The organism is Mesorhizobium sp. M0051 (assembly GCF_040323235.1).
In the GTDB taxonomy this organism is placed as follows: Bacteria; Pseudomonadota; Alphaproteobacteria; order Rhizobiales; family Rhizobiaceae; genus Mesorhizobium.
The window spans coordinates 76,622-93,828 of the sequence record NZ_JAMYUT010000019.1 but is presented as its reverse complement, the minus strand read 5'-3'; the positions used below and the strand labels follow the sequence as shown (position 1 = coordinate 93,828).

The following is a 17,207-nucleotide window of genomic DNA, read 5'->3' as shown; positions in this document are numbered from 1 at the left end:
GTCGCGAGGCACCTCTTTTGCGACGCAGATATTTCGCTATAATGGACATATGGATGATATAGCGAACGATATTTCCTCGACGATCGGCCGAAGGATACACGCCGAAAGGGTCATGCGGGACTGGTCCCTGGCCGAGCTTGCGGAGCGTTCCGGCGTCTCGAAAGCGATGCTGAGCACGATCGAGCGCGGCAAGACCAGTCCGACGGCGGCCCTTCTGGTGCGCATCGCGGCGGCCTTCGGCCTGACTCTGTCGACCTTGATCGCGCGCGCGGAGTTGCAAGGCGGCGGGCTGCTACGCGAGGCCGATCAACCGGTGTGGCGCGACCCCGACACCGGCTATGTCAGACGGCACCTGTCGCCGGCTGGCGACATGCCGCTCGAACTCATCAGGGTACAGCTGCCGGCGGGCGCCAAAGTCAGCTTTCCGGCCGCTTCCTACGCATTCATCAAGCAGCAGATATGGCTGATTTCCGGGCGGCTCGAATTCGTCGAAGGTGAGACGGTGCACCGGCTTGAGCCAGGCGATTGCCTGGCGCTCGGGCCGCCGTCTGACTGCACCTTCCATGCCCTGGAACGCGGTGCCGACTATCTCGTCGCGTTGGTCAGGGCCTGACATCATGGCGAGAATACCAAAGCGCTCCCATAATGGGGGGCCGCCTCTTGATGAGTACAAGGGCCCGCCATGGGGCAAGGGCGACCCCTATATCTTCCTTGCCTGGCAGGCCGCCCATGCCAAGGCATGGAAGGCGCCGAGCCGCGAGGTCCTGCTGCTGCGCATGGACCGGGCCGAGCGGCTGGGCCTGACCTATGAGGAGTACACGCTCGAGATTCTGGAGCGCGGGCGGCATCTCGGGCACGAAGACGCCGAACGCATCAGCGCCATCAAGGCGGCGCGAAAGCGACGCCGCGTGCGCCGCCTGGACTGACGGCAATGTGCCACGCCTATCGCAAACCACAGGACCTCATAAGCATGAACTCCATCGAGATCGGAACCCTGACCCCGACTGCCGAGACGCAAGACAAGCTGGCCGAATTGCTGGTCGCGACGGTGGCGGCCGGCGGATCGGTGAGCTTCATGCATCCACTGGCGCCGCAGGCAGCCAGGGCATTCTGGGAGAAGTCGCTGGCCGCGGCGGAAAGAGGGGAAAGAGCCGTGCTTGGCGCCTGGGACGGCGAGGTCCTGGTCGGCACAGTAACCTTGCTGCTCGACTGCCCGCCCAACCAGCCGCACCGGGCCGAGATCGCCAAGCTGATGACACGCGTCGACTACCGGGGCAGGGGTGTGGGAACGCGCCTGATGCGGGCGGCCGAGAGCCTTGCCGTCGAGAAGGGGCGGACGCTGCTGGTTCTCGATACGGCCGCTGACGAGGGCGCTTCAGGGCTCTACGAAAAGCTCGGCTTCACGCTGACCGGCGAGATACCGGACTATGCACTGAAGCCGCATGGCGGGCTGACGGGCACGCTCATCTACTGGAAGCGTATCGGGCCAATCTCGTAAGGTTATCCAATCGAGGAAGGAGGCAGGGTGCAAGCCGTGCCCCCTTCATGATGCTCAACTGGAATGGCGGTCGATTAGCCCTTGTGGTGGACCTGCTGCAGGCCGTAGACCGGTGTCGCGATGCCTTCGTGCCGCGCCTTCAACTGCAGCGACAGGAACTGCGAATAGTGGCGTGACTGGTGCAAATTGCCGCCATGGAACCATAGCGCTTCCTGTTGCGTCGGCTTCCACATGTTACGCAACTCGCCTTCCCACGGGCCGGGATCCTTGGTGGTGTTCGAGCCGAGGCCCCAGCATTTGCCAACCTTGTCGGCGACGTCCCTGGAGATCAGATCGGCGGCCCAGCCGTTCATCGAGCCGTAGCCGGTGGCGTAGACGATGAGGTCCGCGGGCAGTTCCGACCCGTCGCTGAGCAGAACAGAATGCTGCTTGATCTCCTCGACGTCTACGCCGCTCATCAGCTTGATCGAACCATCGATGATCAGCTGTGATGCGCCGACATCGATGTAGTAGCCAGAGCCGCGCCTCAGATACTTCATGAACAGGCCGGATTCGTCGTCGCCCCAGTCAAGCATGAAACCTGCGTTTTTCAGTCCCTCGTAGAACGCCGCGTCGCGTTTCTTCATCTCGGCATAGGCCGGGATCTGGAACTCGTGCAGGATCTTGTAGGGCAGCGAAGCAAAGATCAGGTCGGCCTTGGCCGTGGTGATGCCGTTCTGGACCGCCTGCTCCGAATAGAGCGAACCCAGCCCGATTTCCATCAGCGTGTCGGATCTGGAGATGTGGGTGGTCGAGCGCTGCACCATGGTGACGTCGGCGCCGGCTTCCCAAAGTGCCGCGGCGATGTCATGGGCGGAATTGTTGGATCCGATGACAACCGCCTTTTTGCCGACATAGGCGTCGGGCCCGGGATGCTTCGAGGAGTGATGCTGATCCCCCTTGAAGGTCTCCATGCCCTTGAATTTCGGCAGATTGGCCTTGCCGGACTGTCCGGTCGCCAGCACCAGTTGCTTCGGCCTCAGCGTGATGTCCTTGCCGTCGCGGTGGACGACGACGGTCCATTCCTTCTTCTTGTCGTCATAGGAAGCGCTTTTGGCCTCGGTCGAGGACCAGTAATTCAGCTCCATCACCTTGGTGTACATTTCCAGCCAGTCGCCGATCTTGTCCTTGGGCGAGAAAACCGGCCAGTTCTTGGGGAAGTCGATATAGGGCAGATGGTCGTACCAGACCGGGTCATGCAGGCAGAGCGACTTGTAGCGCTTGCGCCAGCTGTCGCCGGCGCGCTCGTTCTTCTCGATGATGATCGTCGGCACGCCCAGTTGCCGCAGCCGCGCGCCGAGCGCGATGCCGCCCTGGCCGCCGCCGATGATGACCGTATAGGGCTGCGTCTTGAAGCCGAGTTCGGCGGCCTCCTTTTCGCGCTCTTCCTTCCATGTCGGACGGTTCTTGCCCGAGCCATGTTTGGCGCCCATCGGCCGCGCGAAGCCCGCCGGCTCCTCGTGGCCCTTCAGCTCGACCATCGTGGTCAGCAGCGTCCAGATCTTGCCGTTCTTCAGCCTGACATGACCGAAACCGCGTGCAACTTCCGTCTCGAAGCTGATCCAGCCCTCGATCAGCCCTCCGCTCTCGGTCGCATCCTCGCCGTTGGCGATGGCAAAGTGTGACGGCTTGGTTTTCGACAGCTGGCTTTTCAGCATGTCGCGGACCTGGTCGCGGCCTTCCATGGTCTTGATGTTCCAGGTGAAGGTGACGAGGTCGCGCCAATAGCAATCCTCCTGAAAGCAATCGATCGCTTTCTCGATGTCATTGGCGGCCAGGGCGGCGCCGAATTGATCGAGCAGGTCGGACAGTTTCTTGTTTGGGGCCTTATCGAGCATCAGGGTTCCTCCCGTGAAATCCAGATCGTCATGATGGCTCAGCCCGACGTGCCGGCCGAACAATCAAGTATCGGCAAAGATAGTGGCCCTCGTCACGCCCCACCATAGTTTTCAGCGGTTTCAATGGCTTACCCGGAAATTGAGATCACCAAGCGGTTTTGGAACACCCAGCTGTTGGGAACGGACGCTCCGATTCCGAACGTCGGGACAATGCCACGCCCGTCGCGCAAAATTGATGGTCATATGCCGCAATGCGGTCACCGGGGCTGACGACAACCGATCGGTGAGAAGCCGGGAAGCGGTGGCGGGCAACAGGTCGGTTCCCGCGGATTTTCTGGATGCGGAACTCTGGAGCCCGTTATGCAAGCATTTTCAGTTCATTTTATCGGCCGGCGCGGACGCGTCGCTGCCATGGCTCTGGTCATGGCCATGAGCGCGACCTTGACCAGCCCGCTGGTACTGCCCGGAACTCAGGCTCACGCGGCGGAAATTTCCGTTACCATCCGCGAAAGGCTTTCAAACTATGGCGGATGGCGAACCTCCGCGCGCTTCGGCGATGTCTGGGTTCCGACAGTCCGTACCGAATGGCGGCCCTACACCGAAGGTCACTGGGTCTGGACCGACGACGGCTGGTACTGGCAATCCACCGAGCCGTTTGGCGATGTCGTCTATCACTACGGCCGTTGGGCCTATGATCCAGATTTCGGCTGGGTGTGGATAGCCGGCGATCAATGGGCACCAGCCTGGGTGGTCTGGCGCCAGGGCGGCAACGATGTCGGCTGGGCGCCGGCGCCGCCCGATGTCGACGTCGCCTTCGACGATGCCTGGTGGTGTTTCGTGCCGGTGGCGGCGATCGGCGCGGTCGATCTGGTCAGGGTGGTGCGGCCGGTTCAGGAAAACGTCGTCATCGTACGCAACACGACGATCATCAATCAGACTGTCGTGGTCAACAACGCGCCGCGTGTGCGGCTCGGCAATCAGGTCGTTGCGATCAATGCCGGGCCCAGGCTGCAGCAATTGCCGAAGCCCGTCATCGAATCGATCAGGGCGGCAAAAGTGGTTCCACCTCCCAAAGGGGTGTTTGCCAGTGGAAGGCTCGATGCTTCCAAGGGCGCGGAGATCAAGAGGCTGGCCGGCAATGGAACGCCCGTCGCCACGGCACCCAATGGAAACGGGCAAACTGTGGTGGGCCATGGCTCCAAGACGTCGATCGGCGACAAGGCCCTTTCTCCGGCCGCGGTGGCAGCGGGCAATCAGGGTGACACCGTGCGCAAGCGGATGGCCGCCCGCAACCGTGCGAAGGCCGATGCGCTCAAGGCCCATGCCGACAAAACCTCCGGCAATGGGCGCATCGTTGTAAAATCGCCGCCCAACCCGGCTTCGTCCAAGTCGGTTTCTAGCCAGCGCCTGACACGCGGGGCCGGGCCGCAAAGGCCGCACCAGCAGGCACTGGCCATGCGCATGTCCCAGCACCATGGTCCGGCCAAGGCGGCGCCTCACCGTCCACCGGCAAAGATGCAGGCCAGGAAGGTGTCCAAATGCGATCCGCGCGTTTCCCGCTGCAAGGCGCCGGGCTGATCACCGCAATCGCGCCGGCACACTGCACGTCCCTGCGCGATTTTTCCCGTTGACAGGCTGCCTTTCCCGCCCTTAGTGTCCGCCACCATGAAGACGGCACTCATTCTCGTAGGAAAGCGCATGGGCAAGGCGGTGTAACCGCCGGGCGAAAACCCCCCATGCGCAGACACAGGCTCCCTCGGGAGCCTTTTTTATTGCCTGAAACACGACTAAACGACCAGCAATCGCCTGACGGCGGACAGTACGGGACAAGACCGATGAGCAACGGAAAGAACGAGCGGCGCGAGATGACAGGCGCCGAAATGGTGGTGCAGGCGCTGAAGGACAATGGCGTCAAGCACGTCTTCGGCTATCCGGGTGGCGCTGTCCTTCCGATCTATGACGAGATCTTTCAGCAGGACGAGGTCGAGCACATCCTGGTGCGCCACGAGCAGGGCGCCGGCCATGCGGCGGAAGGCTACGCGCGCTCGACCGGCAGGGCCGGCGTGATGCTGGTGACTTCCGGTCCCGGCGCTACCAATGCGGTGACGCCGCTGCAGGACGCCTTGATGGATTCGATCCCGCTGGTCTGCCTGACCGGGCAGGTGCCGACCTCGCTGATCGGCTCCGACGCTTTTCAGGAATGCGATACGGTCGGCATCACGCGCCCCTGCACCAAGCACAACTGGCTGGTGAAGGACGTCAACGAACTCGCCGCGACCATCCACGAGGCTTTCCATGTCGCGACCACCGGCCGCCCCGGTCCGGTCGTCGTCGACATCCCGAAGGATGTGCAGTTCGCCAAGGGGTTCTACGTCCCGCCGCAGATCGCGCCGCGCACCAGCTACCAGCCGAAGGTCCAGGGCGACCTGGACAAGATCAAGGCGGCGGTCGAGCTGATGGCCGGCGCCAAGAAGCCGATCATCTATAGCGGCGGCGGTGTCATCAATTCCGGCCCGGAAGCAAGCCATCTGCTGCGCGAGCTGGTCGATCTCACCGGTTTTCCGATCACCTCGACGCTGATGGGCCTCGGCGCCTATCCGGCATCGGGCAAGAACTGGATGGGCATGCTGGGCATGCACGGCACCTATGAAGCCAATATGGCCATGCATGATTGCGACGTGATGATCTGCATCGGCGCTCGGTTCGACGACCGTATCACCGGGCGGCTGACCGCGTTTTCGCCGAACTCGAAGAAGATCCACATCGACATCGATCCGTCGTCGATCAACAAGAATGTCCACACCGAGGTGCCGATCATCGGCGATGTCGGCCGGGTGCTGGAGGACATGGTGCGGCTGTGGCGGGCGAGCGCCAAGGCCGACAAGAAGGCGCTCTATCCCTGGTGGGAGCAGATCGCCAAATGGCGCGCGCGCGACTCGCTCGCCTACAAGATGAACAACGACGTGATCATGCCGCAATACGCCATCGAGCGGCTCTATGAACTGACCAAGGGCATGGACACCTACATCACCACCGAGGTCGGCCAGCACCAGATGTGGGCGGCGCAGCACTATCATTTCGAGAAGCCGAACCGCTGGATGACGTCAGGCGGGCTGGGCACTATGGGTTACGGCCTGCCGGCGGCACTCGGCGTGCAGATCGCGCATCCCGACGCGTTGGTCATCGACATCGCCGGCGATGCCTCGGTGCAGATGACGATGCAGGAAATGAGCGCCGCCGTGCAGCACGACGCGCCGATCAAGATCTTCATCTTGAACAACCAGTATATGGGCATGGTGCGGCAATGGCAGCAGCTGCTGCACGGCAATCGCCTGTCCCATTCCTATACCGAGGCGATGCCGGACTTCGTCAAGCTGGCGGAGGCCTATGGCGGGCACGGCATCCGTTGCGAGAAGCCGGATGAGTTGGACGACGCGATCAGGGAGATGATCTCGGTCAGGAAGCCGGTGCTGTTCGATTGCCGCGTGGCGACGCTCGCCAACTGCTTCCCGATGATCCCGTCGGGCAAGGCGCACAACGAGATGCTGCTGCCCGACGAGGCGACCGACGAGGCGGTGGCCAACGCCATCGACGCCAGAGGCAGGGAACTGGTGTAGCCGGCAGACCCGGGCAGGGCTGTCGCAAGAAGCCGTGCGCAAACAGAGCATTAGATCCAAGAGCTTGAAATCGAGATTCATGTCATGAACGCACAGCTACAACCGACCGGTTCCGCCTATTTCATCGCCAAGGAAACCGAAAAGCCGGAAAACCACACGCTTTCCGTGCTGGTCGACAACGAGCCGGGCGTGCTTGCCCGGGTCATCGGCCTGTTTTCAGGGCGCGGCTACAACATCGAGAGCCTGACCGTCTCCGAGACCGAACATGAGAAGCACTTGTCGCGCATCACCATCGTGACGCGCGGCACGCCGCATGTGCTAGAGCAGATCAAGCATCAGCTGGAGCGCATCGTGCCGGTGCACCGCGTCGTCGATCTGACCGTGCGTTCGCATGAATCCGGCCAGGAGCGGCCGCTGGAGCGCGAACTGGCGCTGGTCAAGGTGGCCGGTACCGGCGAGGCCCGCGTCGAGGCACTGCGGCTGGCCGACGCGTTCCGCGCCAGCGTCATCGACGCCAACACCGAGCATTTCATCTTCGAGATCACCGGCAAGGGCTCCAAGATCGATCAGTTCATCGCCATCATGAAGCCGCTCGGCCTGGTCGAAATCTGCCGCACCGGCGTGGCGGCGTTGAACCGCGGCCCACAGGCGATGTAAGCCCGCCGCATCGACAGTTTCGGCGGGGGGCCTGGTTCGACCAGGAGCCGGCCGCTGGCCTTTGCACTGCCCTCACGAAGCGACAATAATGCTGACATATCTGGGAGGATATCATGTCGCTTGACGCATTCCTTGCCCTGCTTGTCTACGCTTTCGTAACCTCGATCACGCCGGGGCCGAACAACCTCATGCTTCTGGCATCGGGAGTGAATTTCGGCCTCGTCAGATCGGTTCCACACATGCTGGGCATCAGCATCGGTTTTCTGGTGCTGCTGGTCGCCGTGGGTCTTGGCCTGGGTGCGGTGCTTACGGCTTTCCCGGCGCTGCACATCGGATTGAAGATCGCCGGCGGAGTCTATCTGCTCTATCTCGCCTGGAAGATCGCCATGTCGCGCTCGCTCAACGGCAAGGGCGAGGTGAAGGCGCGGCCGATGCGCTTCGTCGATGCGGCGGCGTTCCAGTGGGTCAACCCTAAGGCATGGGTGATGGCGATCACCGCCATGGCCGTCTACGCCAATCCTGAGCGTCCATTCCTGTCGGTGGTGTTGATCGCCGTGGCCTTCACCGTCGTCAATCTGCCAAGCGTCTCGGTGTGGGCGGGGTTCGGCACCGCGCTGCGCGGTTTCCTGTCGGACCCGGTGCGGCTGAAATGGTTCAACATCGCCATGGGCGTGCTGTTGGCGGCGACGCTCTGGCCGATGCTGAGGTAGCGGGAATTCTGTGAACGGCAATTCACGTTCGTTTGACTATATGTGAATTGTGGATTACAAAATGCCCGTGATCGAAGTCCGCAAAACCGCTGAATTCGCCGACTGGTTCAAATCCCTCAAGGACATGCGGGCCAAGGCGCGCATTCAGGTCCGGATCGATCGTGTCGAGCTTGGCAACCTCGGCGATGCCAAGTTCTTCGACGGCATCGGCGAATTGCGGGTCGACTATGGCCCGGGCTATCGCGTCTATTTTGTCAAGACAGGCAACACGATCATCATTCTGCTCTGCGGTGGTAATAAGTCATCGCAAAAGGCCGACATCAAGAAAGCCATCAGCATGGCGAAGGAGGTCTAATGACCATCGAAACCACCAAATGGGACGCTTCCGAATTTCTCGACAGCGAGGAGGCGATCTTTGCCTATATCGAGGCGGCCTTCGAAGACGGCGATCCTGCCATTATCACCCATGCGCTCGGCAACGTGGCCAGGGCTCGGGGCATGACATCCATTGCCAAGGACGCCGGCGTCACACGTGAGGCGCTATACAAGGCGCTGAGCGACAAGGGCGATCCTAAGCTTTCAACCCTGCTCGGCGTCATGAAGGCGCTCGGGCTCAGGTTGACGGCCGAAGCTGCACCAAAGGACAATTATGCCGAGGCGCGCCTCGCTGGCTAATCCGCCACGTGTGATCGCCTCACCATGTTGAATTGTCGTATCGACCGTGTTGCACATCCATTGTGCAGTGCACATTAAATCTTCGTAATGCCGTGTTTTGGCCCTTTTCCGACAAAGGCGTGTCCTATGTATTCGGCGAAATCGCGGCAATGAGCCGTGAGTTGCGCTAGAATACGACCACCTGGCTATGGCGTGTCGGACAGAGAGGGCCTTTTGTCGATGCGTGGAAAAGTCATTCTTTCATTGCTTGCGGTCGCCTGTGTCGGCGCGGCCTGGCTCTATCTGTCTCCGGGCACGCTGAGCAGAGTTCAGCAACTTACCGGCGCAAAGCAGGTCGCGGCGGCGGACAAACCGGCAACCGACAAGCCGGCGGCGGGGGACAAGTCGGCAGGTGGCGGCAGTGGCGCCCGCTCGGCCTCGATCCTCTCGGCCGTCGCCTCCACCGCCGATTTCCCGATCCGGCGTTACGCGATCGGTTTCGTCTCCTCTCCAGCCGTCGTCAGCATCAATGCGCGGGTCTCCAGCCAGATCGTCTCGATCGACGTCAAGGACGGGCAGATGGTCAGGGTTGGCGACGTTCTGTTTTCGCTTGATGACCGGGCGCTGAAGGCGCAACTGGCCAAGGACCAGGCGGCGCTCGCCAAGGACCAGGCAATGCTCGCCAGCTCGCAGTCCGATCTGCAGCGCGCCAAAGACCTGGTCGCCAAGCAGGCCGGCACGCAGCAGACCTATGACCAGGCAGTCGCTGCGGCGAAGGCTGCCGCGGCGACCGTCGATGCCGACAAGGCGACGATCGACGCCGACAACGTCCAGCTTGGCTTTGCCACGATCACGGCGCCGATTGCCGGCAGGCTGGGTGCGGTCAACGTCACCGTCGGCGACCTCGTCACCACCAGCAATGGCAACAGCAGCACGGCCACTCCGCTGGTGACCATCACCCAGATGGACCCGCTGCAGGTCAACTTCAATCTTCCTGAGAGCAACCTGGCGCTGCTGCACAAGGCACTCGCAAATCCGCAGCAAGGGGCAGTGACGCTGACCAAGGACGGCGACCCGACGCCGATCGGCAAGGGCACGCTCGATTTCGTTGATTCAAGCGTCGACACCGCGTCGGGCACGATCGCCACGCGGGCAAGCATTCCGAATGCCGACCTTTCGCTGTGGCCGGGCCAGTATGTGAATGTCGTGCTCGATGCCGGCATCATGCCGCGGATGACCTCCGTTCCCACGGTAGCGGTCCAGCCTAGCCAGAAGGGGCCGTTCGTCTATGTCGTCAAGCCGGACAGCACCGTCGAAATGCGCCCGGTGCAGGTGGCGCTGACCGAAGGCGAGAACAGCGCCATCAGCCAAGGGCTGAAAAGCGGTGAGAAAGTTGTCACCGAAGGCCAGACGAAGCTGAAGGACGGCGCCGCTGTGCATGAAGGCAACGCCGCGGCGGGTGCTGCCGCGCCCAAGGTGGCCGAGGCGGCCAAGGCCGGCGAGGCGGCTCGATGATCTCCGAATTTTGCATACGCCGGCCTGTCGCCACCCTTCTGATGTCGTTCGCCCTCGTGCTGGGCGGTCTGTTCGCTTACAAATTCCTGCCGGTGGCAGCACTTCCGAGTGCCGAATTCCCAGTGGTCAACGTCTCGGCTTCGCTGCCCGGCGCCTCTCCGGAAACCATGGCCACATCGGTGGCGACGCCCCTGATCAAGCAGTTCGCCACCATCGCGGGCATCGATTCGATCTCGACCAGCAACTCGCTTGGCTCGACCTCGATCGCCATCCAGTTCGTGCTTAATCGGGACATCGACGCCGCCGCCGCGGACGTGCAGGCGGCGATCGCGCGGACGCAAAGATCCCTGCCGCCGCAGATGACGTCGCCGCCGAGCTATCGCAAAGTCAATCCGGCCGACGCGCCCATTCTTTTGATGTCGCTGGTCAGCGACACGGTTCCACTGACCGATCTCGACGCGTTCGCGGAAAACGTCATCTCGCCGTCGCTGTCGACCATCGACGGGGTGGCTCAAGTTTCGATCTTCGGCCAGCAGAAATACGCCGTTCGCATCCAGATCGACCCGACCGCGCTTGCCGCGCGCGGCATCTCGATCGATCAGCTGCAGGCGGCGATCGCGTCCGCCAACAGCAACACGCCGCTCGGCGTGCTCCAGAACGACAAGCAGCAGCTCACGATCACCGCCAACACGCAGCTCAATGACGCGGCCGGTTTCTCCAACATCATCATCGCCACCAAAAACGGTCACCCGGTGCGGCTGGGCGAGGTGACGCGCGTCGTCGATTCGGTGCAGACGACCACGACCGCAAGTTGGTACGATGGCACCCGCGCGATCATCATGGCGGTGCAGCGCCAGCCCGACGCCAACACGGTCGACGTCGTCGACAAGGTCAAGGCGATGCTGCCGTCCTTCCAGGACCAGATGCCGGGCGCTGCCTCGATCAAGCTGCTCAACGATCGCTCGACCTCGATACGCCAGGCCGTCGACGACGTGCAGTTCACGCTGCTGTTGACCATAGCGCTGGTGGTGATGGTGATCTTCGTGTTCCTGCGCCGGGTGACGGCAACCATCATCCCGGCCGTGGCGGTGCCGATTTCGCTGATTGCCACGCTTGGCGCGATGTTCCTGTTCGGCTTTTCCATCGACAACATATCGCTGATGGGCTTGACGCTGGCGGTCGGCCTTGTCGTCGACGACGCCATCGTGATGCTGGAAAACATCTTCCGCCACATGGAGGAGGATGGGTTGTCGGCCTTCGATGCGTCGCTGAAGGGCGCGCGCGAAATTGGCTTCACCATCATCTCGATCTCGATCTCGCTGGTGGCCGTGTTCATCCCGGTGCTGCTGATGGGCGGCGTTATCGGCCGCATCTTCAACGAGTTCGCCGTCGTGGTGACGGTCGCCATCCTGGCGTCGATGTTCGTATCGCTGACGCTGACGCCGATGCTGTGCTCGCGCCTGCTGTCGGTCAGCAAGGCGGACCGCGACAAGCATGGCCCTGGCCATAAACGGGACCTCATTACACGCGGCTACGACCGGATCTTGAGTTTCTGCCTGAGGCACACCTTCCTGGTGTTCCTCGTCTTCATGGGAACCGCGGCAGCCTCGGTGTGGCTGATCGAGGCCTCGCCGAAGGGCTTCTTCCCGCAGGAGGATATCGGCCAGATATCGGTGACCACCATCGCGCGTCAGGACATCTCGTTCGACGCCATGTCCAAGCTGCAAGGGCAGGTCGCCAGCGTCTTCTCGCATTCGCCCTATGTCGACCATGTGGCGTGGTCGGCGGGCAGCGGCAACAATGCGCTCAACCAGGGGCAACTCTTCGTCCAGCTCAAGGGCAAGGACCAGCGTCCCGATATCGACAAGGTCCTTTCGGATCTGCGCAAGCAACTGGCCGGCGTGGCGGGTATCGAGACCTACATGCAACCGGTGCAGAACCTGAGGCTGGGCGCACGGTCGTCGGCCAGCGCCTACCAGCTCGTGGTTCAAGGGCTCGATACCGGACTAACCGACACCTGGGCGCAGAAACTGAATGACGCGATGGCGGCCGACCATACGAACTTCACCGATGTCACCAGCGACCTGCAGAACAATGCATTGCAGGCGACGCTGGTGGTGGATCGCGATAAGGCCGCCCAGCTCGGCATCGATACTGCCACGCTGCGCTCCGCCCTTTATGGCGGCTTCGGCACCGATCAGGTTTCAACGATCTTCGGTTCGGCCGACAGCTACGAAGTCGTCACGGAGCTCGATCCCAAGATCGAATGGTCGCCGGAGCGGATGCTCGCCATCCAGATGAGGACGGCGAGCGGCAATCTGGTTCCGCTTGGCGCCTTCGCCCGGGTCGATCGCACGGCAGGCGCCTTGACCGTCAACCAGCTCGGCCAGCTTCCGGCGGTGACGATCTCCTATAACCTGCCGCAGGGCGTGGCGCTGGGTGACAGCGTAGCGCGCATCGACGCGCTCAAAGAGCAGATCGGCATGCCGACGGCGATCTCGACAACCTTTGCCGGCACGGCCAAGACCTTCCAGGACTCACTAGCCAACCAGGGTCTTCTGGTCGGCGGCGCGATCCTGACCATCTATATCGTGCTCGGCATCCTGTACGAGAGCTTCATCCACCCGCTCACGATTCTCACCGGCCTGCCGTCGGCTGTGCTGGGTGCCGTCGTTGCCTTGCGCTTCGCCGGCATGGATCTGTCTGTCATCGCGGTGATCGGCATCCTGATGCTGATCGGCATCGTCAAGAAGAACGGCATCATGATGGTCGACGTCGCGCTCGAGCTCCGACGTGATGGCATGTCCGCGAAGGAATCCATCCACAAGGCCTGCCTGATGCGGTTCAGGCCGATCATGATGACGACGCTGGCGGCACTGATGGGAACCTTCCCGATCGCGCTGGGCACCGGCGCCAGCGCCGAGTTGCGCCAGCCGCTAGGCGTTGCCGTTGTCGGTGGTTTGCTCGCCTCGCAGGCGCTGACCCTGTTCGTGACCCCGGTGATCTATGTCTACATGGAGAATTTCTCGGGCTGGCTGGTCGGGCTTTGGTCGAAGCGCAAGGGCGATCGGAGCGCGGTCGAAGACGTCGACCAGCCCTCGCCACTCGATGCCAAGCAGGAAATGCTGCCCGAACCGCAGCGGGCGGCCGCCGAATGATGTAGCAGGGCCAGCGCCATGTGCCGCTGGCCCAAGGCGTTGCGCTTGCGGTGGCATCACGGGAAACGTAATTTGTCGCCATGTCCCACGACCATGACCACGACAACGAACTCGATCCGTTTGCCGCCCGCGTGCGCGCGCTGGAAACCATCCTCACTCAAAAGGGGCTGGTCGATCCGGCGGCGATCGACGTCATCGTCGACACCTATGAAACAAAAATCGGGCCACGCAACGGCGCCAGGGTGGTGGCCAGGGCCTGGGCCGACGCGGACTTTGCCGACTGGCTGAAACGCGATGCGACGGCGGCGATCGGATCGCTCGGTTATGCCGGCCGTCAGGGCGAACATATGCAGGCTGTCTTCAACACCGAGGAGACGCATAACCTCGTCGTCTGCACGCTGTGCTCCTGCTATCCGTGGTCGGTGCTCGGCCTGCCGCCGGTCTGGTACAAGGCGCCGCCCTATCGGTCGCGCGCCGTCATCGATCCGCGCGGGGTGCTGGAGGAATTCGGGCTGACGGTGCCGACGGCCAAGAAGATCCGCGTCTGGGATTCGACCGCGGAGCTGCGCTATCTCGTCGTGCCGATGCGGCCTGCGGGCACCGACGGCTGGAGCGAGGAACAGCTGGCGGACCTGGTGAGCCGCAACGCGATGATCGGCACCGGCTTGGCGAGACAGCCGGCATGAACGGGCCGCAGGATCTCGGCGGACAGATGGGGTTCGGCCCGGTCGCGCCCGAAAAGGACGAGCCGTATTTTCATGCCGCCTGGGAAAGGCGGGCGCTCGGCGTGACGCTGACTGCCGGCGCCATGGGCGCGTGGAATATCGACGAGAGCCGGCATGCACGGGAATCGCTGCATCCGGCCGACTATTATGCCTCCAGCTACTACGAGATCTGGATCAAGGCGCTGGAGATCCTGCTCAAGCGCCATGGCTTCGTCAGCGAGCGCGACCTGGCCGAGGGCCGGGCGGTCGATCCGGCGGCAACACCAAAAAGAGTGCTGAAGGCGGAAAACGTGCCCGCAGTGCTGGCCAAGGGCGGTCCTTGCGACCGGCCGGTGGCGCAAGCGGCGCGGTTCAAGGCCGGCGATGCCGTGCGGACCAAGAACTTCAACCCGACCGGCCACACGCGGCTGCCGCGCTACGCACGCGGCAAGCATGGAACGATCGAGGCGGTGCGCGGCGGGTTTGTGTTTCCCGACAGCAACGCGCATGGGCACGGCGAAAACCCGCAATGGGTCTACACCGTGGTTTTCGACGGGTTGGAGATTTGGGGCGAGGGGGCCGACCCGACACTGAGCGTGTCGATCGACGCCTGGGAGAGCTATCTTGAGCCGGCGTGACGGCGTCGTCGCAGATCTGCCACCGGGGATCGATGCCCCGGTGTTTGCCGAGCCATGGCAGGCCGAAGCCTTCGCCATGACGGTGGCGCTGCACGACAAGGGTGTGTTTTCGTGGAGCGAATGGGCGCAGGCGCTGTCGGCGCAAGTTAAGGACCCAGGTGCCGCGGCTGACGGTCATGACTATTACGAACATTGGCTGGCAGCGCTGGAGGGCTTGCTTGCGTCCAAGGGACTGGCCGCCAAGGCGGATGTAGACGCGATGGCTGAGTCCTGGGAACGCGCCGCACATGCCACCCCGCACGGCAAGCCGATCCTGCTGGAGAACGATCCCGGCCCGGCCCGATAGGGTCGTGGCGGCCCGACCCGATAGGTCGGCAACCCGTCCCAAGGACGTCGAGCGAGATCGTGTGTTCTCTTTACGTTCTGATTTGCCCCTGATAGCCTGACCCTGTCGGCGGCACTGAGGCGCCCGACCCGTCGATGGTGGTGATGGCTGTCTTGTCTTTCCCTTGCGAATCCGGTCTCTCGCGCTGATGGAATTCTCTCCCCAACAGGACGAGGCGTTGCAAGCGGTTGCTCGCTGGCTGAAGACCGGAAAGCCGCAGCTGTTCCGGCTGTTCGGCTATGCTGGCACCGGCAAGACGACGCTGGCACGTTATTTCGCCGAACATGTCGACGGCCAGGTGCAGTTCGCCGCCTTCACCGGCAAGGCCGCGCAGGTTCTGCGCTCCAAGGGCGCGGTCAATGCGCGCACCATCCATTCGCTGATCTACAGGCCCAAGGGCGAGGAATCGGTGTCGGACGAGGTCACCGGCAAGACCTCCATGTCGCCGACCTTCTCGCTCAACCGGCAAAGCCCGATCTCGCGGGCGAAACTGGTCGTCATCGACGAATGTTCGATGGTCGACGAACAGCTTGGCCGCGACCTGATGAGTTTCGGCACGCCGATCCTGGTGCTCGGTGATCCCGGCCAGTTGCCGCCGATCTCGGGTGGCGGCTTCTTCACCGATCACGAGCCGGATTTCCTGCTCACCGAAATTCACCGGCAGGCGCGCGACAATCCGATCCTGCGGCTGGCGCTCGACGTGCGCGAGGGCCGTGAGTTCATGCGTGGCGACTACGGCACGGCGCAGGTCATCGGCAAGGAAGACGTCACCCAGGAGCTGGTGCTGAAGGCCGACCAGGTTCTGGTCGGCACTAACCGAACCCGGCGCCGCTACAATCAGCGACTGCGCGAGCTCAAAGGCTTCAATGCCGAGTATCCGCAGGCCGGCGACAAGCTGGTCTGCCTGCGCAACGATCCGGCCAAGGGTCTGCTCAACGGCTCGCTGTGGAAGGTGATGACCTCGTCGCGCGAGACGGTGAAGCCAGGCATCAATCTGCTGGTTTCGCCGGAAGAGGACGATCCGGATCGCGGCGTCGCCAAGATCAAGTTGCTCAAGGCGGCTTTCGAGGATCCCGACGCCGATATCCCCTGGCAGCAGAAGAAGCGATTCGACGATTTCGACTATGGCTACGCGCTGACCGTGCACAAGGCACAGGGCTCGCAGTGGAACGAGATCGTGCTGTTCGATGAAAGCTGGGCCTTCAAGGAAACCCGCCAGCGCTGGCTCTACACCGCCATTACGCGGGCGGCGGAGCGGCTGACGATCGTCAGGTAGAGGCGGCGGGACGCTGTCGCTCGCCGACAGGCCGCGCAGCAAGCCATTGCCAGGCCGCGGTTTCGTCCTCGATCTTGAAGTGCCTGAATTCGATGGGCGGCGAGGACGGCAGAAAGCGTTGTGCGTCCGCTATCCAGTTCGGTTCGCCTATCGTCGCGCAACGTCCGACATGTTCCAATGCATGGATGGCGCCCTGCTTCAGGGTCTCGTCCGCGATATCGGCCCAGTCGACGCCCTCATGGTCGATGAGGCGCACCAGCACGTCGATGCGCTGGTGGAGGGCATAGGCAGCCTCCAGCAACCCGAAAAGGTTTTCGCCGTCGGCCGCGGAAACGTGCCCGACGACATCGATGGCGAAAAGGTCGTCACGAGTGGTCTCGACACGGCGAATCGCCGGCACGGCATCGAGAAAATTCATGGGTGCGTCCTTTCCCGGACTCATTCATCAGGCTCTTGGAACACCCGAAACCCCCAGTCTGTTCCCACCGAAGGCATTACTGTTCCCGTCAAACGCATTA

The 17,207-nt window shown here is 62.7% G+C and carries 17 protein-coding genes; 15 read left to right on the top strand and 2 right to left on the bottom strand.

The genetic code is table 11. The features are described from left to right. Positions 1-49 precede the first annotated feature (49 nt). The 3 genes from NKJ90_RS20140 to NKJ90_RS20130 are packed head-to-tail and all read left to right on the top strand — an operon-like array spanning position 50 to position 1,498. On the top strand, positions 50-613 hold the full coding sequence (locus NKJ90_RS20140; RefSeq protein WP_023757084.1) for an XRE family transcriptional regulator: 564 nt from the start codon (positions 50-52) through the stop codon (positions 611-613). 4 nt (positions 614-617) lie between these two features. Then, complete coding sequence (locus NKJ90_RS20135) at positions 618-926, top strand: hypothetical protein (RefSeq protein ID WP_023757085.1); 309 nt, start codon at positions 618-620, stop codon at positions 924-926. Between the two features lie 44 nt (positions 927-970). Further along, positions 971-1,498, top strand: coding sequence for a GNAT family N-acetyltransferase (locus tag NKJ90_RS20130; RefSeq protein ID WP_023757086.1), 528 nt, complete (start codon positions 971-973; stop codon positions 1,496-1,498). Positions 1,499-1,572: 74 nt separating this feature from the next. Here NKJ90_RS20130 and NKJ90_RS20125 read toward each other — a convergent pair whose 3' ends face one another. Then, positions 1,573-3,375 carry an NAD(P)/FAD-dependent oxidoreductase gene (locus NKJ90_RS20125; protein WP_023757087.1) on the bottom strand — a complete coding sequence of 601 codons (1,803 nt, stop codon included), beginning with the start codon at positions 3,373-3,375 and terminating at the stop codon, positions 1,573-1,575. 360 nt (positions 3,376-3,735) lie between these two features. On the opposite strand from NKJ90_RS20125, the gene NKJ90_RS20120 reads away from it, so the two are divergent. The 12 genes from NKJ90_RS20120 to NKJ90_RS20065 all read left to right on the top strand — a co-directional run bounded on the left by NKJ90_RS20120 (position 3,736) and on the right by NKJ90_RS20065 (position 16,689). Then, positions 3,736-4,953 (top strand): DUF6600 domain-containing protein, encoded by a 1,218-nt coding sequence (locus NKJ90_RS20120; protein WP_245266385.1) that lies wholly within the window; start codon positions 3,736-3,738, stop codon positions 4,951-4,953. A gap of 257 nt (positions 4,954-5,210) precedes the next feature. Then, positions 5,211-6,992, top strand: coding sequence for an acetolactate synthase 3 large subunit (locus NKJ90_RS20115; RefSeq protein ID WP_084025073.1), 1,782 nt, complete (start codon positions 5,211-5,213; stop codon positions 6,990-6,992). An 84-nt stretch (positions 6,993-7,076) separates the two neighbouring features. Further along, the gene (gene ilvN / locus NKJ90_RS20110) at positions 7,077-7,649 is read left to right on the top strand and encodes an acetolactate synthase small subunit (RefSeq protein ID WP_023757090.1); all 573 of its coding nucleotides are present in this window, start codon (positions 7,077-7,079) and stop codon (positions 7,647-7,649) included. 113 nt (positions 7,650-7,762) lie between these two features. Then, on the top strand, positions 7,763-8,359 hold the full coding sequence (locus tag NKJ90_RS20105; protein ID WP_023757091.1) for a LysE family translocator: 597 nt from the start codon (positions 7,763-7,765) through the stop codon (positions 8,357-8,359). A 67-nt stretch (positions 8,360-8,426) separates the two neighbouring features. After that, positions 8,427-8,714 (top strand): type II toxin-antitoxin system RelE/ParE family toxin, encoded by a 288-nt coding sequence (locus NKJ90_RS20100; RefSeq protein WP_023757092.1) that lies wholly within the window; start codon positions 8,427-8,429, stop codon positions 8,712-8,714. After that, a complete protein-coding gene (locus NKJ90_RS20095) occupies positions 8,714-9,034 on the top strand; it encodes an addiction module antidote protein (protein ID WP_023757093.1) in 321 nt (106 codons plus the stop codon). Before NKJ90_RS20100 ends, NKJ90_RS20095 begins: the two co-directional genes overlap by 1 nt. A gap of 219 nt (positions 9,035-9,253) precedes the next feature. Then, a complete protein-coding gene (locus NKJ90_RS20090) occupies positions 9,254-10,528 on the top strand; it encodes an efflux RND transporter periplasmic adaptor subunit (RefSeq protein WP_023757094.1) in 1,275 nt (424 codons plus the stop codon). Then, a complete protein-coding gene (locus tag NKJ90_RS20085) occupies positions 10,525-13,686 on the top strand; it encodes an efflux RND transporter permease subunit (RefSeq protein ID WP_352486646.1) in 3,162 nt (1,053 codons plus the stop codon). Before NKJ90_RS20090 ends, NKJ90_RS20085 begins: the two co-directional genes overlap by 4 nt. An 80-nt stretch (positions 13,687-13,766) precedes the next feature. Beyond that, positions 13,767-14,372 carry a nitrile hydratase subunit alpha gene (gene nthA / locus NKJ90_RS20080; protein ID WP_023757095.1) on the top strand — a complete coding sequence of 202 codons (606 nt, stop codon included), beginning with the start codon at positions 13,767-13,769 and terminating at the stop codon, positions 14,370-14,372. After that, a complete protein-coding gene (gene nthB, locus NKJ90_RS20075; RefSeq protein ID WP_023757096.1) occupies positions 14,369-15,028 on the top strand; it encodes a nitrile hydratase subunit beta in 660 nt (219 codons plus the stop codon). Before nthA ends, nthB begins: the two co-directional genes overlap by 4 nt. After that, positions 15,015-15,374: a nitrile hydratase accessory protein gene (locus NKJ90_RS20070; RefSeq protein ID WP_023757097.1), complete on the top strand. Its 360-nt coding sequence runs from the start codon at positions 15,015-15,017 to the stop codon at positions 15,372-15,374. The genes nthB and NKJ90_RS20070 overlap by 14 nt, the downstream gene beginning before the upstream one ends. Before the next feature lie 187 nt (positions 15,375-15,561). Then, positions 15,562-16,689 carry an ATP-dependent DNA helicase gene (locus NKJ90_RS20065; RefSeq protein WP_023757098.1) on the top strand — a complete coding sequence of 376 codons (1,128 nt, stop codon included), beginning with the start codon at positions 15,562-15,564 and terminating at the stop codon, positions 16,687-16,689. Here the strand turns inward: NKJ90_RS20065 and NKJ90_RS20060 are convergent. Next, positions 16,682-17,107 carry a SpoIIAA family protein gene (locus tag NKJ90_RS20060; protein WP_023757099.1) on the bottom strand — a complete coding sequence of 142 codons (426 nt, stop codon included), beginning with the start codon at positions 17,105-17,107 and terminating at the stop codon, positions 16,682-16,684. The two genes, NKJ90_RS20065 and NKJ90_RS20060, sit on opposite strands and share 8 nt — an antisense overlap. Positions 17,108-17,207: the final 100 nt, after the last annotated feature.